Genomic DNA, 23,923 nt, shown 5'->3' with positions numbered 1-23,923 from the left:
TCATGGTGCTGACCAACTATGCCGCCGCCGCCCTCCTCATGCCCTATGACCGGTTCCGGCAGGCGGCGGAACAGAGCCGCCATGACCTGCCCCTGCTGCGCGACCGGTTCGGCGTGTCGATGGAACAACTGGCGCACCGGCTCACCAGCCTGAACCGCACGGGCGCGCGCGGCATCCCCTTCTTCATGGCGCGGATCGACCGGGCCGGGATCATATCCAAACGCTTCGATGGGGAGGCATGGCCCTTTGCCCGGTTCGGCGGCACCTGCCCGCGATGGGATGCGCACGGCGTGCAGGATGCCGAACGGGTCACGGCGCAGCTGATCGAAACGCTGGACGGCAGGCGCTTCTTGACGCTGGCGGCCGGCCTGCCGCAGCGCTCGGGCGGCGCGCGCGGACGGGCCGTGATCGCCTTGGGGTGCGATGCGAAACATGCCGCACGGATCGCCCATGCCGACGGGATGGATGTGGATCGTGGCGAAGCGACCGGGGTCGGGCCGACATGCCATCTATGCGATCGGCGCGACTGCCCCGACCGCGCCCTTCCGCCAGTCACGCGCGCGCTGGACCTGCACAGCTATGAACGGACCATCGCCCCCTATCCGTTCCGGCGCGTCTAGCACCGTTGGGAGAATGTTTGAGGATGTGCCGAAACCGCCCCCATCCGACGGCAATATATGGGTGGCCGGGGGTGCGAGATTGGGCCGGTGCCGCTTTGGAAATCGCCCTTTCAGGCCGCGGCCGCCGTGGGCCAGTCGCGCTTCAGATGCCGGGCCAGGAAATCGAGGCAGGATCGTACCTTGGCCATTTCCCCCTGCCCCGGCACATAGAGCGCCACGATGGAGGAGACGGGAAGCACCACTTCGGGCAACAACGGCTGCAAGCGCCCTGCATCCAGATCGTCCGCCACTTCCCACAGCGATTTGATGACGATGCCCGCGCCGTCCAGCGCCCAGGCCCGCGCCATTTCGCCGTCATTGGTGCTCAGCGTCACGCGCGGACCGGTGCCGCCACCGACGACCGAACGCCATATCTCCTGCTGCGCTTCGCCCACCACGATATTGTCGTGCAGCGCCAGATCGGCGACGCTGACCGGACGGCCACGCCGGTTGATATAGTCGGGCGCGGCGCACAGCAGGCGGGGATTGTCGGTCAGCCGCTTCATCGTCAGCGCGCTGTCTGGCGGCGGGTCGAAACAGATGGCGATGTCATGGCCAGTTTCGACGATGTTCGTCGCCTGCTCCGCGGTTTCCAGATGGATGGCGACATCGGGATGCAGCGTCGCATATTGGCGGAACAACGGCGCCAGCCGCATCCGCGCCGCGTTGATCGTGGTCACCACCCGCAACAGGCCCGTCGCTTCCGTCGCGCGGCGCATGACGTCGGTTTCCACATCGTCGATGACGCTGAGCGCGCGGCCCGCCCGGTCGTAAAGCAGCGCGCCTTCCTCCGTCAGCGACAGATGGCGGCTGTTGCGGCGGATGAGCATGACGCCCAGCCGCGCCTCCAGCTGGGACAGTCGGCGACTGGTCGCGGCCAGCGACAGGCCCAGCCTTCGCGCCGCTTCGGACAGCGTGCCCGATTCGGCGATCTTCACGAAAGATTCGATTTCAGCGAAGCGATCGGCCATCGGGTCAAGCTAGGGAACGGATGCTGCGATGCAATAGAAGGGCTGTTGCAGCACCGTATGCTTTTGTTTCTCCGTCTCTGGAAAATGGCAGTTTTGTAACCTTTTCTTGCCCGCTTCCGATTTGCGCAAACCTATGTTGCGTTTGGCGCGCCGCGTTGACGGGGGCTTTTGCGGCGCATCATTTTCATGGGCGATCCCGAAATCCAGCACGGAGTTTATGCCCATGTCGATACTGAGCCTGCGCCGTGAAAAGGCCGATCCACCCATCGCCTGGAATGATATTGAGGCGCTGCCCATCTATGCCGCGATGCTGTTGGGGCTGGTCTGCCTCGCCTTTGCGCTGATGGACGACACCCCCACGCTGCATGCCACGACGCTGAAGGTCGTGGGCATTTTCGGCTGTCTGGCGCTGCGCCATGCCTGGCTGAAACTGGATGACGAAGGGGGCGAGGCCCTCTGACATCCCGGTCGCAGGCCGGAGGTTCTGAGGCAGCAATTTCAGGCAGGGGCAGCGCCAACGGGGGCGTCGGCCGCCGTTGCCGGACCGCATCTGAAACAATAAATGACAGACAGGGCATGACCCCGTTAGGGTCGGACCCATGCCCAAGAGACATGAAGCAGCATGATCGTCGGACGCTCCCCCCGCATCCGCCAGAGTTTCCAGAAAGCATGGAGCGCGCTGATCGCGCTGTTCTTCTGGGATCTGGCGGTCACCATTTTCTATTATATCTCGCCCTTCAAGGCGCCTGCGCTGCCGCTGACCATATTCGGCACGGCATTGGCGCTGGTTCTGGGCTTCCGCGTCAACAGCGCCTATTCGCGCTGGTGGGAAGGCCGCATATTATGGGGCGCGATGGTCAATGTGTCGCGCAGCTATGCCCGCGCGGTGCTCGCCTATTTCCCCGATACGGCCGAAGCCCGCGCCATGGGCACGGCGCTTGTGAAGCGCCACATCGCCTATGTCCATGCGCTGCGCTGCCAGTTGCGACGCGAAGACCCCGCGCCCGACGTACAGCGCATATTGGGCGATGGCCCGCATGAGGAACTGGCCCGCAACAACCCGGCCAACGGCCTGCTGGACGGCAGCGACCGGCGGTTGATGGATGCGGTCAAGCGCGGGTGGATCGACACCATCCTGCAAAGCCGGATCGAAGGCATGCTGGTCGACATGTCCAATGCGCAGGGCGGCATGGAGCGGATCAAGAACACCCCCCTGCCCGCGCAATATCGCGCTTTCCCCAAATATTTCACCCGCCTGTTCTGCATATTGCTGCCGGTCGGGCTGGTGGAAACGCTGGGCATCGCGACGCCGGTCGGCTCTGCGGTGGCGGGCTTCATGTTCCTGGCGGTGCTTCAGATCGGCGACGATCTGGTCGATCCGTTCGGCAACGACGTGCACGACCTGCCGCTGCTGGCCATCACCACCACGATCGAGGGCGACCTCAATCAGGCGATAGACCTGCCCGCACCGCCAGCGGTGCAGCCGGTGGACGGCGTGCTGTGGTAAAAGATGGCAGGGCGGCGATCTCACGAAACCGCCCGGCCGGTTGCGGCGCAACCTTGCCCGAATGAGCTGCCACCCCAGCGAAGGCTGGGATCTCAGGCAACGGCGCGCCAGGTAAGGGCAAGATAGCGCCCCCGTTGCCCGCCTGCGCTGGAATGACGGTATTTCACCTTAAGTCCGTTCGGGCCGGACCTGTCAGAGCCGCCTATCCAGATCCGTTCGCTTCGAGCGCAGTCGAGAAGCAGATAGCGCAGTCCCAAGGTTTCGACGAACCGCGAACATCCCCTGTCGGACGCCCGTCACGCGCCAGCGGTTGTTCCGCTGAGAGAAAGCCGCCCGCCCCCGCGCCAGCCACACCTCAATAGGCGCGCACGTCCCCGCCATCCAGCCAGTGGGAACAACGCTGGGCCGCGCCGTCTTCGCCATCGCCCAGCGCCGCGACCGTGTGCCACCCTTCCGCGCGCAGCGTGGCGGCGCGTTCGGCGTCATGGCCCAGCGGCAGGAACAGGCGCCCGGGGCTATCGCCACCAAAGCCCGCATCGATCAGCGGGTCGGGATAGAGCGAAAAGCCCATCGCCGGTTCGTCCGCCCCATCGGCCCGCGCGATGGCATAGCTACCCCCGCGTCCGATTTCGCCGATGAAACCTTCGGCAAAGATCGAAAAACCGAACCAGTTCTGAAATTCGAAGCCATGGCGTTCTGTGGGGTCAAGCGTCAGGGTGATGTCCCAGCCGATCGGCTTTGCAATGGCGCGAAGCCCCGCAATGCGGCTGTCGATCGCGCCGCCGATGCTGGCGCTGAACGCCTCCAGCCGTTCCATCGCGGCGTGAAAGGGACCGGTCGCTTCGATGAGCGGCAGATAGGCGGCGGCGGCCGAACCGATCGCGGTCAGCGCGCCCGCATCCTTGGCGTCAAGGCATGCGCGCACCGCTTCCACCTCATGCGCGCCCAGCGGCAACGGCCCGGCGGCCAGCGCGTCGATCAGGTCGGGCAGCGTGAAATCGATGGTGATGCCGGTCACGCCAGCGGCCTGCAAAGCCTCGATCGCGATGTTGACGATCTCGACCGCGGCGGGCGCGCCGTCATGGCCGATCAGTTCGGCGCCCAACTGCATCTTTTCGCGTTCGGGGCGCAGCTGGCTCGCTTTCTGCCGGATGACCGGTCCGGCATAGGACAGGCGGAGCGGGCGCGGCGCGGCGGACAGGCGCGTGGCGGCGATGCGGCCGACCTGCGCCGTCATGTCCGGACGAAATGCCAGCGTGCGCTGCGACACCGGGTCCACGGCGCGGACCAGATCCTGCGCCCGCATGGATTTCAGGCGCTGGGTCAGCGTATCTTCAAACTCCGCAAGGGGAGGCATGACCCGTTCATATCCATGGGTCGCCACCGTATCCAGCACGCGGCGCGCCAGACGCGCGGATGCTTCGGCCTGCGGCGGCAGACGGTCGGACAGGCCCTCCGGGAGCAGGCTGGGCGGGATCATGGTGATGGTCATGGGCTTGGCCTTTAGCGGATTTTTGAGGTGAGGCCATCCCCATCCGCCGTTCGGTTCGAGCCTGTCGAGAACTGTTCTCGATACGCCTTCTCGACTTCGCTCGAAGGCTACTCGAACCGAACGGTGTTTTTATGCTTTACGCGAAACGCAGCAGCTTCACCGTCTTCACGCCGGTGAGGTTACAGATTTCCCAGCGCAGCGGTTCGGTGACGGTGCCGTCGACCGACAGCAACAGCACGGCTTCGCCGCCCTGATCGCGACGACCAAGGTGGAAGGTGCCGATGTTGACGGCCGCTTCGCCTAGCGTCGAACCCAGACGACCGATGAAACCGGGCGCGTCCTGATTGACGATGTAGAGCATGTGTCCGTCCAGATCGGCTTCGACCTTGATGCCGAACAGTTCGACCAGACGCGGCTGGGCATGGCCGAACAGCGTACCCGCAACCGACTTGTCGCCGTTCGCGGTCGTGACGGTCACGCGGACCAGCGTCTGGTAATCGCCTTCGCGGTCATGGCGCACTTCGCGCACGTCCAGACCCCGTTCCTTCGCCAGGAAGGGCGCGTTGACCATGTTCACCGTGTCCGAATAGACGCGCATCAGGCCGGCCAGAACCGCCGCCGTGATCGGCTTCTGGTTGAGTTCGGCGGCATGGCCTTCCACTTCCACGGCCACGCCGGTGATGGCGTCGCCTTCAAGCTGACCCACCAGGCTGCCCAGCTTTTCAGCCAGCGCCATATAGGGCTTGAGCTTGGGCGCTTCTTCCGCCGACAGGCTGGGCACGTTCAGCGCATTGGTGATGCCGCCGTCCAGCAGATAGTCGGACAGCTGTTCCGCTACCTGCAAAGCGACGTTGACCTGCGCTTCGTCGGTCGATGCGCCCAGATGCGGGGTGCAGATGAAACCCGGCGTACCGAACAGCGGCGATTCCTTGGCCGGTTCGGTCTGGAACACGTCCAGAGCGGCGCCAGCCACCTGACCCGAATCCAGCGCATCCTTGAGCGCCGCTTCGTCGATCAGGCCACCGCGTGCACAATTGACGATGCGCACGCCCTTCTTGGTCTTGGCCAGGTTTTCGCGGCTCAGGATGTTGCGGGTCTGGTCGGTCAGCGGCGTGTGCAGCGTGATGAAGTCGGCCTTCGCCAGCAGCGTATCCAGATCGGCCTTTTCCACGCCCATTTCGATGGCGCGTTCGGGCGTCAGGAACGGGTCGAAGGCGACGACCTTCATCTTGAGGCCGAGGGCACGGCTGGCGACGATCGAACCGATATTGCCCGCGCCGATCAGGCCCAGCGTCTTGCCGGTGACTTCCACGCCCATGAATCCGTTCTTGGGCCACAGGCCCTGCTGCGTCTGGGCATTGGCTTCGGGCAGCTGGCGGGCGAGCGCGAACATCAGAGCGATGGCATGTTCGGCGGTGGTGATGGAGTTGCCGAACGGCGTGTTCATCACGATCACGCCGCGCGAAGAGGCGTAGGGGATGTCGACATTGTCGACGCCGATGCCCGCACGGCCGATGACCTTCAGGTTGGTGGCGGCGTCGAGGATCGCCTTCGTCACCTTCGTGGACGAACGGATGGCGAGGCCGTCATAATCGCCGATAATGGCAATCAGTTCTTCCGGCGTCTTGCCGGTGATGACGTCGACTTCGACGCCACGTTCCTGAAAGATCGCGGCGGCACGGGGGTCCATCTTGTCGGAAATCAGTACCTTGGGCATGACGAATTGCCTTTCTTTGCAATTCGTCATCCTGACGAAAGTCAGGATCTCAGGCGGCAAATTCGTACCTAGAGGCCTGAGATCCCAGACTTCGCTGGGATGACGGGAATATAAGGGAGAAGTTAGTTAAGCAGCCTTCACGGTCGCATAGGCCCAGTCGAGCCACGGACCCAGCGCTTCGATGTCCGCCGTTTCGACGGTTGCGCCGCACCAGATGCGCAGGCCAGCCGGGGCGTCGCGATAGCCCGCGACGTCATAGGCCGCGCCTTCCTTTTCCAGCAGACCGGCGAACGCCTTGATAAAGGCTTCGTCCGCGCCCTCCACCGTCAGGCAGACGCTGGTGGTCGACCGCGACGCTTCGTCGGCGGCGAGGTGGCCCAGCCATTCGCGCTCCGCCACGACCTTGCCCAGCGCGGCGGCATTGGCGTTGCTGCGGGCGATCAGGCCCTGCAAACCGCCCAGCGACTTGCCCCATTCCAGCGCAAAGATCGCATCTTCCACCGCCAGCATGGACGGGGTGTTGATGGTTTCGCCCTTGAACACGCCTTCGGCCAGCTTGCCCTTCGCCATCAGGCGGAACACCTTGGGCAGCGGCCATGCGGGGGTGTGGGTTTCGAGCCGTTCGACGGCGCGCGGGCCAAGGATCAGCACGCCATGGCCGCCCTCGCCGCCCAGCACCTTCTGCCAGGAGAAGGTGGCGACGTCGATCTTCGCCCAGTCGATGTCGTAAGCGAACACGGCGCTGGTCGCATCGGCGAAGGTCAGCCCTTCGCGGTCCGCCGGAATCCAGTCGGCATTGGGTACGCGCACGCCCGACGTGGTGCCGTTCCAGGTGAACAGCACGTCGTTCGAAAAGTCGACGGTGGAAAGGTCAGGCAGCTGGCCATAATCGGCGCGGATCACGGTGGGATCCAGCTTCAGCTGCTTGGCGGCGTCCGTCACCCAGCCTTCGCCGAAGCTTTCCCAGGCCAGCGTCGTGACGGGACGCGCGCCCAGCATGGTCCACATCGCCATTTCGAACGCGCCGGTGTCGCTGCCCGGCACGATGCCGATGCGATGCGTGTCGGGCAGATTCAGCAGCTCACGCATCAGGTCGATGCTATAGGCAAGGCGGGTCTTGCCGATCTTGGCGCGGTGCGAACGGCCAAGCGACTGCGTGGCCAGCTTGGCGGCATCCCAGCCCGGAGGCTTGGCGCAGGGACCGGAAGAGAAAAAGGGGCGAGCCGGACGGGCAGCGGGCTTTTGCGCAGGCGCAATTGTGGCGTCAACGGCAGTCAGATCAGTCATGTAATGCATCTCCTTACAGAGAGCACGCGCGGCGTTGGGACCGCGTGGCCCGTCGGCCGCACTAATGACGCGGGAAAAAGAGTCAAGCCGATTGTGGAAATCGGACGAAGCGAAGGGCCGGTTACCTTTCGGCAAGATTCGCAATGGTAAACATCTGATTCATGGAAAAGCGGGCGATGGAAACAGGCTTTCTGCGCGGCGCGGCCCTGGCCGTGCTATGCGCAACGCTATTGAGTGCGTGCAGCGGCGACCTCGTCCCGCGCGGGCGAGCGCCGCAGATCGCGTCGAAACCCGCGCCGTCGAAACCGGTCCGCGCGCCCGCGCAACCCGCGCTCGAAACCCGCCAGTGCTTCGCGAAACTGTCGTCGCAGGCGGTGGCCTTCACCCCCCTGCCCGATCAGCGATTCGGCGGCGGATGCAGCGCCATCGACAGCGTGAAGCTGACCGACATCGGCGTGCCGACCACCAATCTGGGCGCGATGACATGCAATCTGGCCGCCAATTTCGCGGCCTGGGCGAAATTCGGCGTGCAACCGGCCGCCCGCGTCATCTTCGGCGCGGAGATCGAGAAGATCGAAACCTTCGGCACCTATAATTGCCGCCCGATCGCGGGCAGCGCGAAACTGTCCGAACATGCGCACAGCAATGCCATCGACGTATCGGCCTTCATCCTGTCGGACGGTCGGCGGATCAGCATCCAGAAGGACTGGCATGGCGATCGCCAGACGCGCCAGTTCCTGAAAATCATCCACGCCAGCGCGTGCAAGCGGTTCAATACTGTCCTCAGCCCCGACTATAATGCCGCGCATCACGACCATTTCCATTTCGACATGGGCGGCCGCGGCGGATTTTGCCGCTAGGACGGTTGGAACCGATGGGGCCGTTTGGAAAGGCTCTGGTCAGACCAGCTCTTCTTTCAGCGATCAGACCGCCGCCACCAGCAGCTTGTCGATCTTGCGCCCGTCCATGTCGACGATTTCGAAACGCCATCCCTGATCGTCGACATAATCGCCGACTTCGGGCAATCGGCGCATCAGCCACAGCGCATGGCCCGCCACCGTCGCATAATCGCGGTCTTCCGACAGGCTGATGTCGATCCGGTCGGCCAGCTGGTCGATGGACATCTGCCCCGACACCAGCAGGCTGCCATCCTCGCGCTCCACCATGTCGGGTTCGTCATAACCGTCGCGGTCCGACGCGAAATGGCCCGCGATCGCGGACATCAGGTCGGCCGGGGTCACGATCCCTTCGAAATGGCCATATTCGTCATGCACCATCACCATCGGCACGTCCGACCGGCGCAGCACTTCCAGCGCATCCATGGCGTCCACCTGATCGGGCAGCACTTCGGCCCTGCGCATCAGGCTTTCCAGATGCAGCGGCTCGCCCCGGAACAGGGCGGCCATGATGTCGCGCGCCTGCACGATGCCGGCAATATCCTCCACCGACCCGCGCCCCACCGGCAGGCGGGTGTGCGGCGTATCCAGCAACTTGGCGCGAATCGTTTCTTCATCCGCGCCGATGTCGATCCAGTCGACATCCATACGCTGGGTCATCACCTCGCGCACCGGCCGGTCCGCCAGCCGCACGACGCCCGAAATGATCGCCCGCTCGCTTTCCTCGATCACGCCCGACTTGCTCGCTTCGGCGACGATCAGGTGCAGTTCCTCGGCCGTGACATGGTTTTCCGATTCGCGCGCCAGCCCCAGCAGCTTGAAGATCAGGCCGCTCGACGCATCCAGCACCCACACGATCGGCGCGGTCAACCGGGCGATCCACTGCATCGGCGTCGCCACCAGCACAGCGATCGGCTCCGGCGCGCGCAGCGCGAACTGCTTGGGCACCAGCTCGCCCACGATCAGCGAGGCGTAGGTGGTAAGGCCGATGACGACCGCAAAGCCCAGTTTTTCCGCGACATTGGGCGACAGGCCCAGCATTTCCAGCCGCTCGCCCGTCGGCCCGCCCATGCTGGCGCCCGAATAGGCGCCCGTGCCGATGCCGATCAGGGTGATGCCGATCTGTACGGTGGACAGGAACTTGCCGGGGTCCGCCGCCAGCGCCAGCGCGGACTTCGCGCCCTTGCGCCCGGCCTTTTCCATCGCCTGAAGCCGGGGCTTGCGCGCGGACACCACGGCCAGTTCGGACATGGCGAACACGCCGTTCAGCGCCACCAGCACAAGGATGATGATCAGGTCTACCCATGGAAAGGGCGTCGGATTGGGAGGGGGGATCGTGGCCATGGTGGTCAGTTCCCCCCTATAACCCCGATTCTTTCAGAATCACAACATCGCCATCATCATCGGTTCAGTTCGCATGTGGAACAAATCTTTCCACTCGGCCATTAAGGGATGCATCAGCCCCCTAACCGGACGGAAAGACAAGGGAACAGGATCATGAGGATTTCTCACCGCATCATCGGCGCAGCGGGTCTGGCCGCCATGCTCGCCACCACCGCCGCCTGCACCACCGACCCCGAAACCGGGCAGCGTTCCATATCGAAGGCGGCGATTGGCGGCATCGGCGGCGCGCTGGGCGGCTATCTGCTGGGCGATCTGGTGGGTGGGCGCAACGACCGCACCGAAAAGATATTGGGGGCAGGGATCGGCGCGGTCGCGGGCGCGGGCATCGGCGCCTATATGGACGCGCAGGAACGCAAGCTGCGCGAACAGACGGCGGGCAGCGGGGTCGACGTGATTCGCGATGGCGACAATCTGCTGCTGCGCATGCCGTCGGGCATCACCTTCGCCTTCAACAAATCGGATGTGCAGCCGCAGTTTCAGCCGACCCTGAACGAAGTCGCGTCGGTGCTGGCGCAATATCCCAAAACCTATATCGACGTGTACGGTCATACCGACAGCGACGGCGCGGACGCCTATAACCAGACGCTGTCCGAACGGCGCGCGCAGGCGGTGTCCAGCTATCTGGTCAGCAAGGGCGTCCAGTCCGCCCGCATCGGCACGCGCGGCTTCGGCGAAAGCCAGCCGATCGCATCCAACGCGACGGAAGAAGGCAAGGCGGCCAACCGCCGCGTCGAAATCAAGATCGCCCCGGTCACGGAATCGGACGTGAAGGGCTGATCATGAAACGCACCCCTCCCGCTCGCGGGAGGGGCAGCGAGACTTGCGGGCGTAGCGAGCTAGTCGCAGCGGGGTGGGCAACCACCCATCCGTCAAAAACTCGCCTTGATCCCGTCGATCACGAACTGCGCGGCCAGTGCCGCCAGCAACACGCCCAGCAGGCGGGTGATCACCGCTTCGATCTTGTGACCCAGCAGCGCCATCAGCGGCCCCGCGCTCACCAACGCGCCCAGCATCAGCGCCAGCGTCAGCATGACCGCGCCCAGCACCACGCCGTGTTCCGCCAGCCCGTCCGCACGCGACATCAGCAGCATCACCGTGGCGATCGATCCCGGCCCGGCGATCATCGGCATCGCCATGGGGAATACCGACACATCCTCGACATGGGGTTCTTCGGCGCTGATCTTGTTCGCCCGGTCCTCGCGTCGCTGGGTGCGTTTTTCGAACACCATGTCCATCGCGATCATGAACAGCATGATGCCGCCCGCGATGCGGAAACTGTCCAGCGCGATGCCCAGCACGCCCAGCAGCTGCTTGCCCCACAGCGCGAACACCAGCAGGATCGCCGCCGCGATGCCCACGGCGCGGATCGCCATCGCGCGACGCTGCGCATGGCTGGCCCCCACGGTCAGGCTGGCATAGATCGGCGCGCAGCCCGGCGGGTCGATGACCACGAACAGCGTGACGAAGGCGGAAATGAAAAGTTCGATCATGATCCGGCCTTTACCCTGTCGTCGATCACATTGTCATATGTCGTGCCGTTCCACATGCGGACCGTCACCTGTCGGCTGCCGTCGGCCGCCACGTCGGCGGTCCAGATCAGGCTTTGGTCGGGCGGCGGCCCGGCGTCGCCCGGCTTGGCCCCCGGCCGCCCGCCCGGTGTCGATCCGGGTGTCGGCCCAGCAGGCGCCCCCGGTGGCGGACCATCGGGCCGCGCCCCGCGCTTGCAGGTGGCGACCTTGCCGCTCATGAATTCCGGCGCCTCGCGTGGGCTGGCCAGCCTGTCGCCATGATCCAATATCCACTGCCAGCGCCCCTTCTTGTCGCGCCGCCAGATGGTGGTGAAATAACCGGCCGCCCCGTCGGGCCGCTTCCAGTTGCCGGTGCTCGCCGCCAGATTGCCGTCGCACGATACATAGACGATGGACGGCGCCCAGCTGACCGACTGCGCCGGATCGGCCTGTTTCTTCAGCCATAGCTTCGCCACCACCCGTTCCGGCACGAACATCACCGCATCGTCGGCGGCGGTTTCGCGGAACGCGGTCCATTGCCCCTTTTCCTGCGCCATGCGGTTGAACGCGATTTCCGCCGCGATCACGCTGCTGGGATCGGGCTGGAACCGCATCGGCGGCTTAGCCGCGATCAGGCCGGTGGCGGCCAGCGTCAACAGCGCAAGCCGCGCCCTCACAACCCGTCGGGCTTCGTCAGCCCCGCGCGCGCATGGGCCGCGACCAGCGTGTTGCGCAGCAGCACCGCGATCGTCATCGGCCCGACCCCGCCCGGCACCGGCGTGATGGCGCGGACATGGGCCAGCGCCTCCGCCGTGGCGACATCGCCCACGATCCGGCTCTTGCCATCGTCCGTATCGGCGATGCGGTTGATGCCGACGTCGATCACCGTCGCGCCCGGCTTGATCCATTCGCCCTTCACCATTTCGGCGCGACCCACGGCGGCGACCACGATGTCGGCGCGATGGACGACGCTGGCCAGATCGCGGGTGCGGCTGTGCGCGATGGTCACGGTCGCGCTTTCGTTCAGCAGCAACTGCGCCATCGGCTTGCCCACGATGTTGGACCGGCCGATCACCACCGCCTCCAGTCCGCTCAGGTCGCCCAGCTCATCCTTCAGCAACATGATGCAGCCCAGCGGCGTGCACGGCACCATCGCGTCCTGCCCGGTCGCCAGCAGGCCGGAATTGACGACATGAAACCCGTCCACATCCTTGGCCGGGTCGATCGCGGCGATCACCGCCGCCTCGTCGATATGCCTGGGCAGCGGCAGCTGCACCAGGATACCGTCGACCCGGTCGTCCTGATTCAATTCCTCGATCAGGTCCAGCAGGTCTTCCTCGCCGATGCTGTCGGGCCGCTTGAATTCGAAACTTTCCATGCCCGCCGCAACGGTCATCTTGCCCTTGGACCGCACATAGACGCTGCTGGCCGGGTCTTCGCCCACCAGCACCACGGCCAGCCCCGGCTTGCGCCCGGTCGCCGCCACGAAAGCGCCCACGCCATCGGCCACCTTGTCGCGCAAAGTGGCGGCGAACGCCTTGCCGTCGATGATCTTGCCGATGGTCATGTCCTGTCTACCCATGTTTCGATGATAGCGTTCAGGCGCGGGCAATCGCCGCCCCCGCCGATAATCCGTAATTTCTTTAGCCGGTTGGTATCGCCCGATTCCAGCAAAATCGCGCTGGCGGGCCAATCCAGCCTTTTGGCCAGCATCCCGATCAGCGCGGCGTTGGCCCTGCCCTTTTCCGGCACCGCCCGCACCCGCGCGCCGATCCAGCGGGCGCCCTGCGCATCGGTCCAGCCCCCGCCAATCTCGTCGCGGCTGGCGCCGGGCGTCAGGCGGATGGCGATCATCAGGTCGTCGCCGACCCGCGTCACCGCCCCGGTCAGGCCGCCATCCGCATCAGCGCGCCGAACAGATTTTCACGCACCGGTCCCTGCAGGATCACGATGGCCAGCAACACCACCATGGGCGACAGGTCCAGCGCGCCCAGATCCGGCATGAACTTGCGCACAGGGCGGTACATCGGCTCGGTCATCCGATCGAGCGCATAGAGGCCATTGCGCACATATTCGTTCGACGTATTGACCACATTGAATACGATCAGCCAGCTCAGCACCGCCTGCACGATGATGATCCACCATATCGCTTCTAGCACGATGTAGACGATCTGGTTGAGGGCGTTGAGGAGTTCGAACAATCTGGCGGCCTTCCGATGCTGCGCTGCGGCGCATGTGATGCGGTATCTAGCTGTCGGGCCGCCTTACGACAAGTCGCCCCATGCGCGGAGCATGGATTCGATCGGATCGAACCGGATCATGCGCCGGGCCGCGACGATGCCGGGCCGTCCGCATATCCTGGTTCATTCCGGGCGCCGCTCATTCCGAACGCCGTTGGTTTCCAGCCCGTCCGCTCCCATCCCGTTCGTTTCGAGCGTAGTCGAGAAACGCCCGCGCCGCCCTGCCGCCGCCGCCCAAAGCGAACGGATCGGCATATAGCCATCTGCCCCCCAACCGCCCGTCCGGGGCAATGCGGCTCATGGCGCATCCGCCCCAATCCGCATTTCCATCCAATTTACAAGAACAGATATTCTAATTATATATCGGCCCAAACCGGCCGACATGGTCGTATGAGACGGGGGATGGATCATGACAGCCGCACATCGCACGGCACGTTTCGCGCGGCTGACGATCCTTGCCGCCGCTTCGCTGCTGCTTGCCGCCTTCTTCGCCTTTGTCGGCTATATGAAGGGGTTCGCGCCGCTCATGGAACTGGCGAAACATGGCGCATGGACGGTACATCTGCCGCCGCCGCTCGGCCGCGCCATGGGATACAGCGAAATGGGCTGCGCGCTCCTGCTGCTGGCGGGGCTGGCCCGACCGGCATGGGGCATGTGGGGCGCGGCGATCCTGTTCGTCAATCAACTGGCCGCCGCCGCCGTCCATATGGCGATGGGCGAAACCGGCGCGCTGCCGCAAAATGCCGTGATCCTGACGCTCTGCGCGCTGATCGCCTGGCTGCAACGCGCCCGCCGCGCGCCCCTTATTTCCGGACCAGCGTCCCCGCCCCGCGATCGGTAAAGATTTCCAGCAGCATCGCATGGGGCACCCGCCCGTCGAGGATTACGGCGGCGTCCACGCCATGCTCGACCGCGCGCACGCAGGTTTCAAGCTTGGGGATCATGCCCCCGCTGATCGTGCCGTCATTCTGCAACAGTTCGATCGCCGCCGGGTCGAGGTCGGTCAGCAGATTCCTGTCCTTGTCCAGCACGCCCGCCACATCGGTCAGCAGGAAAAAGCGCGACGCCTTCAGCTCGGCGGCAATCGCGCCCGCCATCGTGTCGGCATTGACATTATAGGTATGACCGTCGGTGCCGATGCCCACCGGCGCCACCACTGGAATGATGCCGCTCTCCGCCAGCGTGTCCAGAATACGGCGGTCGACCGACACCGGATCGCCGACGAAACCCAGATCGACATTGCGCTCGATCCCCGAATTGGGATCGGCCTCACGCCGTCCGCCGACCTTTTCGCACAGGACCAGACCGCCGTCCTTGCCCGAAATGCCCACGGCCCGGCCGCCCGCGCCCGCGATCCAGCCGACGATTTCCTTGTTGATCGATCCGGCCAGCACCATTTCGGCGATCTTGGCCGTTTCGGCGTCGGTCACGCGCAGCCCGCCGACGAACTGCGATTCGACGCCCAGTTTCTTCAGCATCGCGCCAATCTGCGGCCCGCCGCCATGGACGACGACGACATTGATGCCCACCGCCTTCATCAACACGACATCTTCGGCGAAATCGCGCGCGGCTTCCGGGTCGCCCATCGCATGGCCGCCATATTTGACGACGAAGGTCTTGCCCGCATATCGCTGCATATAGGGCAGCGCCTCGACGAGGGTTTCGGCCTTGGCCAACAGGGCGGGATCGGGGGCGTGCTTGCTGTTCATGCGCGCGCGCATAGGGCCATATGCCCCCCGCCGCAAGTTTTGCGCGCCTTTGGATGGTTAGTTAGCTAACGAACGAAAAAAGCCATATCGCGCAGTTTGTCACTTTCGCTGTCACTTTCGCGCCGTTCAGCGATCCAGACGGCGCCCCAGCCCGACCAGCAGATAGATGACCGGCGGCACCAATATGGCGGACAGCAGCACCTTGGCCATCATCTGCCCCAACAACAGTTCGCCGATCGGAAACACCCCGTAAAAGGCGATGGTCACGAACAGCAGCGTATCGACGATCTGCGACAGGATGCTGGCGGTCGCGGCGCGCAGCCACAGCATCCGGCTACCTTCCCGCCCCTTGAGCGCAGCGAACAGCGTGACGTTCAGCGTCTGCGAAATGCCATAGGCGATGATCCCGCCCAGCCAGATGCGCGGCGTGCCGCCCATCATCAGGGCGAATGCCTTGGCCCGCTCGGGGTCCATGTCCCCGGCGGCGGGCGCGGCCAGAACCAGAATGGAAATCAGGATCGATGCGATCAGCGGCAGGAAACCGATCTGCACCAGCCGGTTGGCGACCGCACGCCCATGCAGTTCCGCGACGGCGCTGGAAATGGTGACCAATAACAGGAAGGCAAAGATCCCCGCCTCCACCGCCAGCGGCCCCAGCCCCACCATCGGCCCGACGGCGGACAGCGGCCCCAGCGCGACCTGCTTGTTCCCCAGCACGCCGGCAATGCAGACCATGCCGCCATAGAAGATGGAAAAGAAGAAGAGCGAACGGCTGATGGGCGCGGGCGATGCAGTCATCGCCCGCCCTTACCGGGATTCGTTGCTTGGGGGAAGATGGGCACTTCAGCGCTTTTTAGAGCGGCTAGACATTCAGGAGATGGCGTGGCGAAAATGGTGATTGTCCGCGACCCGGAGCGCAGCGTACTAAAAGTACGTGAGCACCGGAAGCGCGGGCAATCGCCATTTGCAGACCGCCAGAACTGAATGTCTAGCCGCTCTACCCAGCCAGCAACTGATATTTCAGCCCCATCGCCTGCGCCAGATTGCGCAGCCGCCGCTCCACCGCCTCGCCATACAGGTCCGCGTCGTCATCGCGCAGATACAGGTCGATGCGATCGCCCTGCCGTTCCAGATGCGACACCGCCAGCGGCCCTTCGACCCCGCCCGACAGGCGCTGCGCCAGCCGGATCGCCAGCCCCCACAGCGCCGCGCGGCGCAACGCATCGGGCTTCGCGATCCGGTCCAGCCCCACCGGCGCGGTCACCCCGCCGCCGAAATGGCTGTGCAGCGCCTGCCCCAGCATCGCCCGTTCGGCCGCGGTAATGCCCACCCAGTTGCTGTGCAGCGCAATCTCTATCCCGCGCTCCGCCCGGAAATCCGGGTTCGCGCGCCAACTGACATCGGCCAGCAGGCAGGCGGCGCGGCGGATGCGTCGGGCGGCATCGTCATCATCGGGGAACAGCGGCGCGATCCATCGGTCGATCCGGTCGCCATGCCCGCGGAACCGCGCCTGCGCTTCCCCCTCCGCCTCTGCCGCGACCAGCAGCGGGTCGTGCGCGCGAATATCGGCGGGCAGGCCTTCGTAAAGCAATCCTTCGCGCAGGCCATAGGCCGACACGACCATCCGGCTCGACCGCAACTGCCGCACCACGATGGACAGCAGCGCCGTCGCATCCGGCATGGTGGGCACGCGCGATCCGGTCATCGCCGGTATCTGTTTCAGGCGGGTCCGGTCGACATGGCTGACGATCCGGGTCAACTGCTCCGCCCGCGCTGCGCTCATTTCATATTGATGCACCACCGGCAGCGGAAAATGGGTCAGCTGCATGTCGAACCGCGCCAGCGCGCGCCACGATCCGCCCACCAGATAGAAGGGCAGGTCCGGCTCCACCGCCCATCCCGCCTTGTCCAGCATCTTGGCGACCGTCCGCTCCAGTGCGCGCGGCCCCTTCGCCCGGATCTGCGGCAGGCGCAGCACCCCCAGGGGCAGCGATATGGTCTGTTCGACCGCGCCGCCCCGCACCCGCGCCAGTTCCAGACTGCCACCGCCCAGATCGCCGATAATGCCGTCCGCGTCGGGAATGCCCGACAACACGCCCATCGCCGCGCCGATGGCTTCCTGCGCGCCCGACAGCAGTTCGACGGTCAGGCCCATATCCTTCGCCCGCGCGATGAACTCGCCACCATTGGTCGCGTCCCGCACGGCGGCGGTGGCGACGCAGCGTATTTCACTCACCTTCATCGCCCGGCACAGATGGGCGAAGCGGCCGATGGCGCGCAGCCCGCGATCCATCGCCTCCGCCTCGATCGCGCCGGTCCGCGCCAGCGACGCGCCCAGCCCCGCCATCACCTTTTCATTGAACAGGATGAACGGAATGCGGCGTGGCCCGTCATACACGACCAGACGGACGCTGTTCGATCCGATGTCGATGATGGCGGTGCGGGCATGGGCCGGCTGCGGCGATGTCGCCATCTGTTCGGCGACGGCGCGCACCCGGCTCAGCATCGAGGGCATCAGGCCAGCCCACGCAGGCGCAGCGTCGGCACCGCTTCATTGTCAAAAGCCGCCCCGCGCCCGGACAGGGACGGGTTGGTCATGAAATAGCGGTGCAGGTTGAACGGCTTGTCGCCCGGCTCCAGCCGCCTGTAGCTGCCATCGCTGTCCAGCGACCAGCTTTGTTCGGTGTCGATCAGATTGGCGACCATCACCTGATCCAATATCTGGTCATGCACGGTGGGGTTTTCGACCGGCGCCAGAAATTCGACGCGACGGTCGAAATTGCGCGGCATCCAGTCGGCCGAACTGATGAACACCTTCGCCCCGTTATTGGGCAGCGCCTTGCCATTGCCGAACACCGCGATGCGGCTATGTTCCAGGAACCGGCCGACGACCGACTTCACCCGGATATTGTCCGACATGCCCGGCACGCCCGGCCGCAGGCAGCATATGCCGCGCACGATCAGGTCGATCTGCACCCCGGCATTGCTGGCGGCATAGAGTTTTTCGATGATGGTGGGGTCGACCAGGCTGTTCATCTTGGCCCAGATGGTGCCCGGCCGACCGGCGCGGGCATGCTCTATTTCCGCGTCGATCAGCTGGCACAATGTGGCGCGCAGGTCGCGCGGCGACATCACCAGCTTCTCCAGCTTCTTGGGTTCGACATAGCCGGTGATGTAGTTGAACAGGGCGGCGGCATCCCGGCTATAGGCCGGATCGGCGGTGAAGAAGCTGAGGTCGGTATAGATGCGCGCCGTGATCGGGTGATAATTGCCCGTGCCGAAATGGCAGTAGCTGCGAAACTGCTCGCCCTCGCGTCGGATGACCATCGAAATCTTCGCATGGGTCTTCCAGTCGATGAAGCCATAGACCACCTGCACACCCGCCCGCTCCAGCGCGTCGGCCCACATCAGATTCTGTTCTTCGTCGAACCGCGCCTTCAGCTCCACCACGGCGGTCACGGACTTGCCCGCCTCCGCCGCGTCGATCAGCGCGCGGATGATCGCCGACTGCTTGCCCGCGCGATACAGCGTCTGCTTGATCGCCACGACATCCGGATCGGACGCCGCCTGCTTCAGGAAAGACACGACGACGTCGAACGCTTCATAGGGGTGATGGACGACAATGTCCTTCGCCCGGATCGCGGCGAAACAGTCGCCGCCATATTCGCGAATCCGTTCGGGGAAACGCGGCACATAGGGTTCGAATTTCAGGTCCGGCCGATCCGCATCGACAATGCCCGACAGGTCGCCGATGCCGATGAAGCCCTCGACCTCCACGACGATCGCCTCATGCCCCTGCAGCATATCCTGCAACATTTCCTCGACCGGTTCGGGAATGCGCTCTTCTATCTCCATGCGGATCACACGGCCGCGGCGGCGACGCTTGATGGCGCTGCGGAAATAGCGGACCAGATCCTCCGCCTCTTCCTCGATTTCGATGTCGCTGTCGCGGATGATGCGGAACACGCCGCTGTTGCGGACTCGGTATCCGGGGAACAGATCGGCCGAAAAGCGCCGGATGATCGCCTCCAGCGCCATATAGCGCGCCGGTTCGCCGGGGATGCGCACGAACCGCGCCAGCGAAGCGGGGATCATCACCAGTTCGCGGATCGGCTGCTTGTCGGACAGGCGCTCCAGGTCGAAGACGATCGAAAGCCCCTGATTGGGGATGAAGGGAAATGGATGCGCCGGGTCCAGCGCCTGCGGCGTCAGGATCGGGAAAATCTGCGTCAGAAAATGTTCGCGCAGCCACTGGGCGCATCCCACGTCCATCTCGCTGCCGGGACCGATCACCTCGATCCCCACCTGCGCCAGCTCGTGATGCACCGCGCCCCACACCTTTTGCTGGGCACGCATCAGCCGGGCGCTTTCGTCGGTGATGGCGGCCAGCTGCTGCGCCGGGGTCAGCCCGTCGGCGGAGCGCAGGTCGACATCCTGCAACTGCTGCCCTTTCAGCCCCGCCACCCGGACGGAGAAGAACTCGTCCAGATTGGCGCCCGAAATCGACAGGAACCGCAGCCGCTCCAGCAGCGGATGGGCGCGGTTCATCGCTTCTTCCAACACCCTCTGATTGAAGGCCAGCCAGGACAGCTCGCGGTTGAAAAAACGGTCGCTGGGCAGCGTCAGACTGGCGGAGGGATCGGCTTCGGCCACGGATTACTCGCGTTGCTCGTTGAGGGGATCGGGCGGGATTATAGGCAGAAAGCCTGCGGATTGCAGAGCCTCTTTCGCCATTGCGACAGAAATCTTGCGTCCAGATGACAATGCTTCGCGATCCAGCAGGCGCGTCGCCGCCTCTATCGCGCCATAGCGATGCTCCACCCGGCGCATCAGCCAGTCGGGCAGATCGGGGGCATAGCTGGCCCCCGCCCGGTCGAACGCGCGGATGATCAGCGCACGGGCCAGCCCCTCGTCCGGTTCCTCGATGGCGACATGGGGCGCCGCCGCCAGACGGGATCGCAGGTCAGGCAGCGCCACCGTCCATTCGACCGGCGTCGTGCGCCCGACCATCAGCAGCGGCCGCCGCTCGGTCTGCGCCTCGTTCCACGCATGGAACAGCCGATGTTCGTCCTCGCCCTGTGCATCGTCGATGACGTCGCCGCCGCACATCGCCACGAAATGCCGCGCCAGCGTCGATCGGCCGGACCGTGGCGGGCCGGTCAGCACGCTCACCGACAGCGGCCATTCGCGCCATCGTTCCAGATGAGCCACGGCTATGCGGTTGGCGTCGCTGACCAGAAAATCGCCGTCTTCCGCACCACCATGCCATTCGAAGGGCAGGCTGATCTGGCTCATTGCGGCGGGGGACTCGCCTGGCGCCGCGTGATGCGCAGCGTGTTGCCCGACACCGCAACGCCATAGCCCCGCGCCTGCAACCCGGCGCGCAGCATGTCGATGGTCCCGTCGAAACTGACCTGCATCACCGACGTCCCGCCCAGCGCCAGACTGCTGGTATTGGCCAGCCGCACGCCGGGGATCGACTTCACCGTCGCCTCGCCCGATCCCACCGACGCGACGTCGGGCGTGTCGAACTGGATGGAGAAGCTGGACCCGCCGGTCGCCACGGTGGGCAGGTCGACCGCCTCGATCCCGGCTGCCTCGCTCGCATTCTCGATTTCCAGCGCGGCGGGATCGACCGGTTCCTCGATGATCAGCGACGGGTCGGGCCGCAGGCGTCCGTCGTTCAGCGCCCGGATATAGAGTTCGTCGATTCGCCGTGCGCCTTCGTCCAGCATCTGGGCGATGCCGCTGTCGTTCGACGCCCGCAGCGACAGGCTGCCGATCAGGCTGTTGTCGGGACCATAGCGCGCGGTGAAGGTCGCCGTCACCGGCCCGCCGGGATAGGCCCGGTCCAGCCGCACGATGGGGATCACCACATCGGCCGCGCCATATTGGTCGAGCAGCACGCGCCACCACAGCCGCCCGCGTCGCCCGGTCTGCCCCGCGTTCAGCAGGATGGGATCGGCGATGGAACCGGCCACGCGCACATAATCGATGGCGCTGTCCCCGGTGCGGTATCGCGCCCAGGCCTTCTGCCATTCATTGGTGCGTTCATAGGATACGGCCGAACCGCCATCCCACATCACCGGGATGACCAGCAACGGCGGGGACCGCATCACATGGCCCGACACGCCCAGCAGCTGCCCCGTCCGCGCCCGGTCGAACAGCACACCCAAAGTCGCGACATAGCGATTGGGGCCGTTCTGTTCATATTCGACCTCGATGCCGGAAATCATCGCTTCCAGCTGCGAATCGGACAGAGCGGGCGCACCGCCGCCGCCATGGGTGCGGCCCCACAGCATCCGCCATGCCTGCCGCTGCGCCATGCGCCACCCGGCATAGCGGGCGCTGTCCGCATCCTTGGCATAGACGTCGACCTTCACCCCGCGCACTTCGAAATCGCCGCCGCTGGCGATGGGCGGGACGCCGCGTTCCCCCTCCATCTGCGCGAACAGCGCCGCCGCGATCAGCCCGATGGCGATCGCGATCATGATCTGGACGGGCCGCGACAGCAGGCGGGCAAAGGCTGCGGGACGGGAAAGGGTCTGGCTCAGGCTCACGGCCGCCCTTTTGGCGAACATTGCCCGCCCTGCCAAGCATGAAGGCGCGACTTATCCCCAGCTTCCTGCCCCACCTGCCGCAAAACTCGACATTATGACGTTTCGACCGTAGAGCGCTGCGTCATGAGCGACAACGAATCCTATAGCTACGCCAAGGCTGGCGTCGACATCGCAGCGGGCAACGCCCTCGTCCGCGCCATCGCCCCGCTGGCCAAGGCCACCCGCCGCCCCGGCGCCGACGCTGACCTCGGCGGCTTCGGCGGCTTTTTCGACCTGAAGGCCGCGGGCTATGACGATCCGCTGCTGGTCGCGGCCAATGACGGCGTCGGCACGAAACTGAAACTCGCCATCGATCATGATCGCCATGATGGCGTGGGCATCGATCTGGTCGCCATGTGCGCCAACGACCTGATCGTGCAGGGGGCAGAACCGCTCTTCTTCCTCGATTATTATGCCACCGGCAAACTGGAATCGGGCGTGGCCGAACGCGTCATCGCCGGTATCGCGGATGGCTGCCGGATCGCGGGCTGCGCGCTGATCGGCGGCGAAACTGCCGAAATGCCCGGCATGTACAGCGATGGCGATTACGACCTTGCCGGTTTCTGCGTCGGCGCGGTCGAACGATCGAAGGTGCTGACCGGCAACAAGGTGAAGCCGGGCGACGTCCTGATCGGCCTCGCCTCGTCGGGCGTCCATTCCAACGGCTTCTCGCTGGTCCGCCGCCTTGCCGCGGACAAGGGGTGGAAGCTCGACCGCCCCGCCCTTTTCGACAATGAAGTGCTGCTGATCGACGCGCTGATGGCCCCCACGAAGATTTACGTGAAGAGCCTGCTGCCACTGGTCCGCGCCGGCATGATCAACGCCCTCGCCCACATCACCGGCGGCGGCCTCCTCGAAAACATCCCCCGCGTCCTGCCCGACGGCGCGCATGCCACGGTCGATGCCGATGCGTGGGAACAGCCGCGCCTGATGGCCTTCCTCCAGGCGCAGGGCAATATCGAGCCGCAGGAAATGGCGCGCACCTTCAACTGCGGCGTCGGCATGGTGCTGGCCGTGGACGAAGCCCATGTCGCCGCCGTCACGAAATCGCTGGAGGATGCGGGCGAAACGGTGTTCCGCATCGGCACCGTGGACGAAGGCGAAAAGGGCTGCACCGTCAAGGGCAGCGCCGAAACATGGAGCGCAAAGGCGGACTGGTCCGCCACCCATCTGGGTTGACCCCTACACAACCTCCGTTCGGTTCGAGCTTGTCGAGAACGGCGCGCAGGGTTCTCGCCCATCGACAAGCTCAGAATTCTCGAACCGGACGGGATTGGGTATGAACAAGGCAAAGGTCGGCGTCCTGATTTCCGGCCGTGGATCGAACATGGCGGCGCTGCTCTACGCGGCGAAGGCGGATGACTGCCCCTATGAGATCGTGCTGGTCGCCGCCAACGATCCCGACGCGCCGGGCCTTGCGCTGGCCGCCGCAGAGGGCATCGCGACCTTCGGCCACAGCCACAAGGGCCTGAAACGCGCCGAATTCGACCGGATCATCGACGCGCAACTGCGCGCGGCGGGCGCGCAATATGTCGCGCTGGCGGGCTATATGCGCCTGCTTTCGGCGGAATTCGTGTCCGGCTGGGAAAACCGGATGATCAACATCCATCCCAGCCTGCTGCCCTAATATAAGGGTCTCGATACCCATCAGCGCGCGATCGACGCGGGCGACAGTCATGCGGGCTGTTCGGTCCATATCGTGACGGCGGAACTGGACGACGGCCTGGTGCTGGGCCAGACCCCGGTCGCGATCCTGCCTGGCGATACGGAAGGCAGCCTGGCCACCCGCATCTTGATCGCGGAGCATCAGCTCTATTCCCGCACGCTCGCCGATTTCGTCACCCGCGATCGCCAGCCCGACTGGCTGCTGAACAAGGTGCGCGAAGCCGCGCTCGCCCTGCCGCAGGCGGATGAGGTCGTGTCCCACGGCATGC

At 65.2% G+C, this 23,923-nt stretch carries 24 protein-coding genes and 1 pseudogene; 8 read left to right on the top strand and 17 right to left on the bottom strand.

The genetic code is table 11. The features are described from left to right. A partial coding sequence (locus ACOJSJ_RS12390; protein ID WP_420145290.1) for a helix-turn-helix domain-containing protein occupies positions 1-620 on the top strand: 620 nt, incomplete at its 5' end. A gap of 110 nt (positions 621-730) precedes the next feature. Here ACOJSJ_RS12390 and ACOJSJ_RS12385 read toward each other — a convergent pair. Together ACOJSJ_RS12385 and ACOJSJ_RS12380 are read right to left on the bottom strand one after the other, a co-directional pair. Then, entirely contained in the window at positions 731-1,630 is a 900-nt protein-coding gene (locus tag ACOJSJ_RS12385) for a LysR family transcriptional regulator (protein ID WP_420145289.1), read from the bottom strand. A gap of 9 nt (positions 1,631-1,639) precedes the next feature. Next, entirely contained in the window at positions 1,640-1,840 is a 201-nt protein-coding gene (locus ACOJSJ_RS12380; RefSeq protein ID WP_420145288.1) for a hypothetical protein, read from the bottom strand. A gap of 13 nt (positions 1,841-1,853) precedes the next feature. Between ACOJSJ_RS12380 and ACOJSJ_RS12375 the strand changes: the two genes are divergently transcribed. Beyond that, the gene (locus ACOJSJ_RS12375) at positions 1,854-2,090 is read left to right on the top strand and encodes a hypothetical protein (RefSeq protein ID WP_420145287.1); all 237 of its coding nucleotides are present in this window, start codon (positions 1,854-1,856) and stop codon (positions 2,088-2,090) included. A gap of 162 nt (positions 2,091-2,252) precedes the next feature. Then, entirely contained in the window at positions 2,253-3,137 is an 885-nt protein-coding gene (locus tag ACOJSJ_RS12370) for a bestrophin family protein (protein WP_420145286.1), read from the top strand. Positions 3,138-3,492: 355 nt separating this feature from the next. On the opposite strand, the gene ACOJSJ_RS12365 is transcribed toward ACOJSJ_RS12370, so the two are convergent. The 3 genes from ACOJSJ_RS12365 to ACOJSJ_RS12355 all read right to left on the bottom strand — a co-directional run bounded on the left by ACOJSJ_RS12365 (position 3,493) and on the right by ACOJSJ_RS12355 (position 7,633). Beyond that, a complete protein-coding gene (locus ACOJSJ_RS12365; protein WP_420145292.1) occupies positions 3,493-4,623 on the bottom strand; it encodes an ATP phosphoribosyltransferase regulatory subunit in 1,131 nt (376 codons plus the stop codon). A 142-nt stretch (positions 4,624-4,765) separates the two neighbouring features. Next, a complete protein-coding gene (gene serA / locus ACOJSJ_RS12360; RefSeq protein WP_420145285.1) occupies positions 4,766-6,346 on the bottom strand; it encodes a phosphoglycerate dehydrogenase in 1,581 nt (526 codons plus the stop codon). 126 nt (positions 6,347-6,472) lie between these two features. Then, a complete protein-coding gene (locus ACOJSJ_RS12355) occupies positions 6,473-7,633 on the bottom strand; it encodes a phosphoserine transaminase (RefSeq protein WP_420145284.1) in 1,161 nt (386 codons plus the stop codon). Between the two features lie 176 nt (positions 7,634-7,809). Between ACOJSJ_RS12355 and ACOJSJ_RS12350 the strand changes: the two genes are divergently transcribed. Continuing rightward, positions 7,810-8,493, top strand: coding sequence for an extensin family protein (locus tag ACOJSJ_RS12350; protein ID WP_420145283.1), 684 nt, complete (start codon positions 7,810-7,812; stop codon positions 8,491-8,493). A gap of 63 nt (positions 8,494-8,556) precedes the next feature. Here ACOJSJ_RS12350 and ACOJSJ_RS12345 read toward each other — a convergent pair whose 3' ends face one another. Next, positions 8,557-9,873 carry a hemolysin family protein gene (locus ACOJSJ_RS12345; RefSeq protein ID WP_420145282.1) on the bottom strand — a complete coding sequence of 439 codons (1,317 nt, stop codon included), beginning with the start codon at positions 9,871-9,873 and terminating at the stop codon, positions 8,557-8,559. Positions 9,874-10,026: 153 nt separating this feature from the next. Between ACOJSJ_RS12345 and ACOJSJ_RS12340 the strand changes: the two genes are divergently transcribed. Beyond that, on the top strand, positions 10,027-10,710 hold the full coding sequence (locus ACOJSJ_RS12340) for an OmpA family protein (protein ID WP_420145281.1): 684 nt from the start codon (positions 10,027-10,029) through the stop codon (positions 10,708-10,710). Between the two features lie 92 nt (positions 10,711-10,802). Here the strand turns inward: ACOJSJ_RS12340 and ACOJSJ_RS12335 are convergent, their stop codons facing one another. The 5 genes from ACOJSJ_RS12335 to ACOJSJ_RS12315 are packed head-to-tail and all read right to left on the bottom strand — an operon-like array spanning position 10,803 to position 13,642. Further along, positions 10,803-11,423 carry a MarC family protein gene (locus ACOJSJ_RS12335; RefSeq protein ID WP_420145280.1) on the bottom strand — a complete coding sequence of 207 codons (621 nt, stop codon included), beginning with the start codon at positions 11,421-11,423 and terminating at the stop codon, positions 10,803-10,805. After that, the gene (locus ACOJSJ_RS12330) at positions 11,420-12,118 is read right to left on the bottom strand and encodes a YybH family protein (protein WP_420145279.1); all 699 of its coding nucleotides are present in this window, start codon (positions 12,116-12,118) and stop codon (positions 11,420-11,422) included. Before ACOJSJ_RS12330 ends, ACOJSJ_RS12335 begins: the two co-directional genes overlap by 4 nt. Continuing rightward, positions 12,115-13,008 carry a bifunctional methylenetetrahydrofolate dehydrogenase/methenyltetrahydrofolate cyclohydrolase FolD gene (gene folD / locus ACOJSJ_RS12325; RefSeq protein ID WP_420145278.1) on the bottom strand — a complete coding sequence of 298 codons (894 nt, stop codon included), beginning with the start codon at positions 13,006-13,008 and terminating at the stop codon, positions 12,115-12,117. The genes ACOJSJ_RS12330 and folD overlap by 4 nt, the downstream gene beginning before the upstream one ends. After that, positions 13,005-13,295 (bottom strand): DUF167 domain-containing protein, encoded by a 291-nt coding sequence (locus ACOJSJ_RS12320; RefSeq protein ID WP_420145291.1) that lies wholly within the window; start codon positions 13,293-13,295, stop codon positions 13,005-13,007. Before ACOJSJ_RS12320 ends, folD begins: the two co-directional genes overlap by 4 nt. 32 nt (positions 13,296-13,327) lie before the next feature. Next, complete coding sequence (locus ACOJSJ_RS12315) at positions 13,328-13,642, bottom strand: YggT family protein (RefSeq protein WP_420145277.1); 315 nt, start codon at positions 13,640-13,642, stop codon at positions 13,328-13,330. A 448-nt stretch (positions 13,643-14,090) separates the two neighbouring features. Here ACOJSJ_RS12315 and ACOJSJ_RS12310 point away from each other — a divergent pair, with 448 nt between their 5' ends. Next, positions 14,091-14,522 carry a DoxX family protein gene (locus ACOJSJ_RS12310; protein WP_420145276.1) on the top strand — a complete coding sequence of 144 codons (432 nt, stop codon included), beginning with the start codon at positions 14,091-14,093 and terminating at the stop codon, positions 14,520-14,522. Here ACOJSJ_RS12310 and argB read toward each other — a convergent pair. The 6 genes from argB to ACOJSJ_RS12280 form a co-directional block, all read right to left on the bottom strand. Further along, complete coding sequence (argB, locus tag ACOJSJ_RS12305) at positions 14,485-15,402, bottom strand: acetylglutamate kinase (RefSeq protein WP_420145275.1); 918 nt, start codon at positions 15,400-15,402, stop codon at positions 14,485-14,487. The two genes, ACOJSJ_RS12310 and argB, sit on opposite strands and share 38 nt — an antisense overlap. Positions 15,403-15,516: 114 nt before the next feature. Further along, positions 15,517-16,188, bottom strand: a complete 672-nt coding sequence (locus ACOJSJ_RS12300; protein WP_420145274.1) for a queuosine precursor transporter — start codon at positions 16,186-16,188, stop codon at positions 15,517-15,519. Positions 16,189-16,387: 199 nt separating this feature from the next. Further along, entirely contained in the window at positions 16,388-17,905 is a 1,518-nt protein-coding gene (locus ACOJSJ_RS12295) for a Ppx/GppA family phosphatase (RefSeq protein WP_420145273.1), read from the bottom strand. Next, the gene (locus tag ACOJSJ_RS12290; protein ID WP_420145272.1) at positions 17,905-20,043 is read right to left on the bottom strand and encodes an RNA degradosome polyphosphate kinase; all 2,139 of its coding nucleotides are present in this window, start codon (positions 20,041-20,043) and stop codon (positions 17,905-17,907) included. Before ACOJSJ_RS12290 ends, ACOJSJ_RS12295 begins: the two co-directional genes overlap by 1 nt. 3 nt (positions 20,044-20,046) lie before the next feature. Further along, positions 20,047-20,685, bottom strand: coding sequence for a chromosomal replication initiator DnaA (locus ACOJSJ_RS12285; RefSeq protein ID WP_420145271.1), 639 nt, complete (start codon positions 20,683-20,685; stop codon positions 20,047-20,049). Continuing rightward, complete coding sequence (locus ACOJSJ_RS12280; protein ID WP_420145270.1) at positions 20,682-21,950, bottom strand: heavy-metal-associated domain-containing protein; 1,269 nt, start codon at positions 21,948-21,950, stop codon at positions 20,682-20,684. Before ACOJSJ_RS12280 ends, ACOJSJ_RS12285 begins: the two co-directional genes overlap by 4 nt. A gap of 123 nt (positions 21,951-22,073) precedes the next feature. Between ACOJSJ_RS12280 and purM the strand changes: the two genes are divergently transcribed. Next, positions 22,074-23,168 carry a phosphoribosylformylglycinamidine cyclo-ligase gene (gene purM, locus ACOJSJ_RS12275; protein ID WP_420145269.1) on the top strand — a complete coding sequence of 365 codons (1,095 nt, stop codon included), beginning with the start codon at positions 22,074-22,076 and terminating at the stop codon, positions 23,166-23,168. Positions 23,169-23,268: 100 nt separating this feature from the next. Then, positions 23,269-23,923 (top strand): annotated as a pseudogene (gene purN, locus ACOJSJ_RS12270) (phosphoribosylglycinamide formyltransferase); the annotation flags it as partial.

Source organism: Sphingobium sp., from assembly GCF_048594625.1.
Classification (GTDB): Bacteria; Pseudomonadota; Alphaproteobacteria; order Sphingomonadales; family Sphingomonadaceae; genus Sphingobium.
Note: the sequence above shows the minus strand (reverse complement) of the source record. Positions and strands in the feature narration are given on the sequence as shown.

What these genes read in the sequence shown, in the direction of transcription:
- ACOJSJ_RS12345 (WP_420145282.1), bottom strand. Translation starts at nt 9,873, where the DNA reads ATGGCCACGATCCCCCCTCCCAATCCGACGCCCTTTCCATGGGTAGAC.
- ACOJSJ_RS12375 (WP_420145287.1), top strand. Translation starts at nt 1,854, where the DNA reads ATGTCGATACTGAGCCTGCGCCGTGAAAAGGCCGATCCACCCATCGCC.
- ACOJSJ_RS12350 (WP_420145283.1), top strand. Translation starts at nt 7,810, where the DNA reads ATGGAAACAGGCTTTCTGCGCGGCGCGGCCCTGGCCGTGCTATGCGCA.
- ACOJSJ_RS12295 (WP_420145273.1), bottom strand. Translation starts at nt 17,905, where the DNA reads ATGCCCTCGATGCTGAGCCGGGTGCGCGCCGTCGCCGAACAGATGGCG.
- argB (WP_420145275.1), bottom strand. Translation starts at nt 15,402, where the DNA reads ATGCGCGCGCGCATGAACAGCAAGCACGCCCCCGATCCCGCCCTGTTG.
- ACOJSJ_RS12370 (WP_420145286.1), top strand. Translation starts at nt 2,253, where the DNA reads ATGATCGTCGGACGCTCCCCCCGCATCCGCCAGAGTTTCCAGAAAGCA.
- folD (WP_420145278.1), bottom strand. Translation starts at nt 13,008, where the DNA reads ATGACCATCGGCAAGATCATCGACGGCAAGGCGTTCGCCGCCACTTTG.
- ACOJSJ_RS12320 (WP_420145291.1), bottom strand. Translation starts at nt 13,295, where the DNA reads ATGATCGCCATCCGCCTGACGCCCGGCGCCAGCCGCGACGAGATTGGC.
- ACOJSJ_RS12385 (WP_420145289.1), bottom strand. Translation starts at nt 1,630, where the DNA reads ATGGCCGATCGCTTCGCTGAAATCGAATCTTTCGTGAAGATCGCCGAA.
- ACOJSJ_RS12340 (WP_420145281.1), top strand. Translation starts at nt 10,027, where the DNA reads ATGAGGATTTCTCACCGCATCATCGGCGCAGCGGGTCTGGCCGCCATG.
- ACOJSJ_RS12285 (WP_420145271.1), bottom strand. Translation starts at nt 20,685, where the DNA reads ATGAGCCAGATCAGCCTGCCCTTCGAATGGCATGGTGGTGCGGAAGAC.
- ACOJSJ_RS12335 (WP_420145280.1), bottom strand. Translation starts at nt 11,423, where the DNA reads ATGATCGAACTTTTCATTTCCGCCTTCGTCACGCTGTTCGTGGTCATC.
- serA (WP_420145285.1), bottom strand. Translation starts at nt 6,346, where the DNA reads ATGCCCAAGGTACTGATTTCCGACAAGATGGACCCCCGTGCCGCCGCG.
- ACOJSJ_RS12355 (WP_420145284.1), bottom strand. Translation starts at nt 7,633, where the DNA reads ATGACTGATCTGACTGCCGTTGACGCCACAATTGCGCCTGCGCAAAAG.
- ACOJSJ_RS12300 (WP_420145274.1), bottom strand. Translation starts at nt 16,188, where the DNA reads ATGACTGCATCGCCCGCGCCCATCAGCCGTTCGCTCTTCTTCTTTTCC.
- purM (WP_420145269.1), top strand. Translation starts at nt 22,074, where the DNA reads ATGAGCGACAACGAATCCTATAGCTACGCCAAGGCTGGCGTCGACATC.
- ACOJSJ_RS12310 (WP_420145276.1), top strand. Translation starts at nt 14,091, where the DNA reads ATGACAGCCGCACATCGCACGGCACGTTTCGCGCGGCTGACGATCCTT.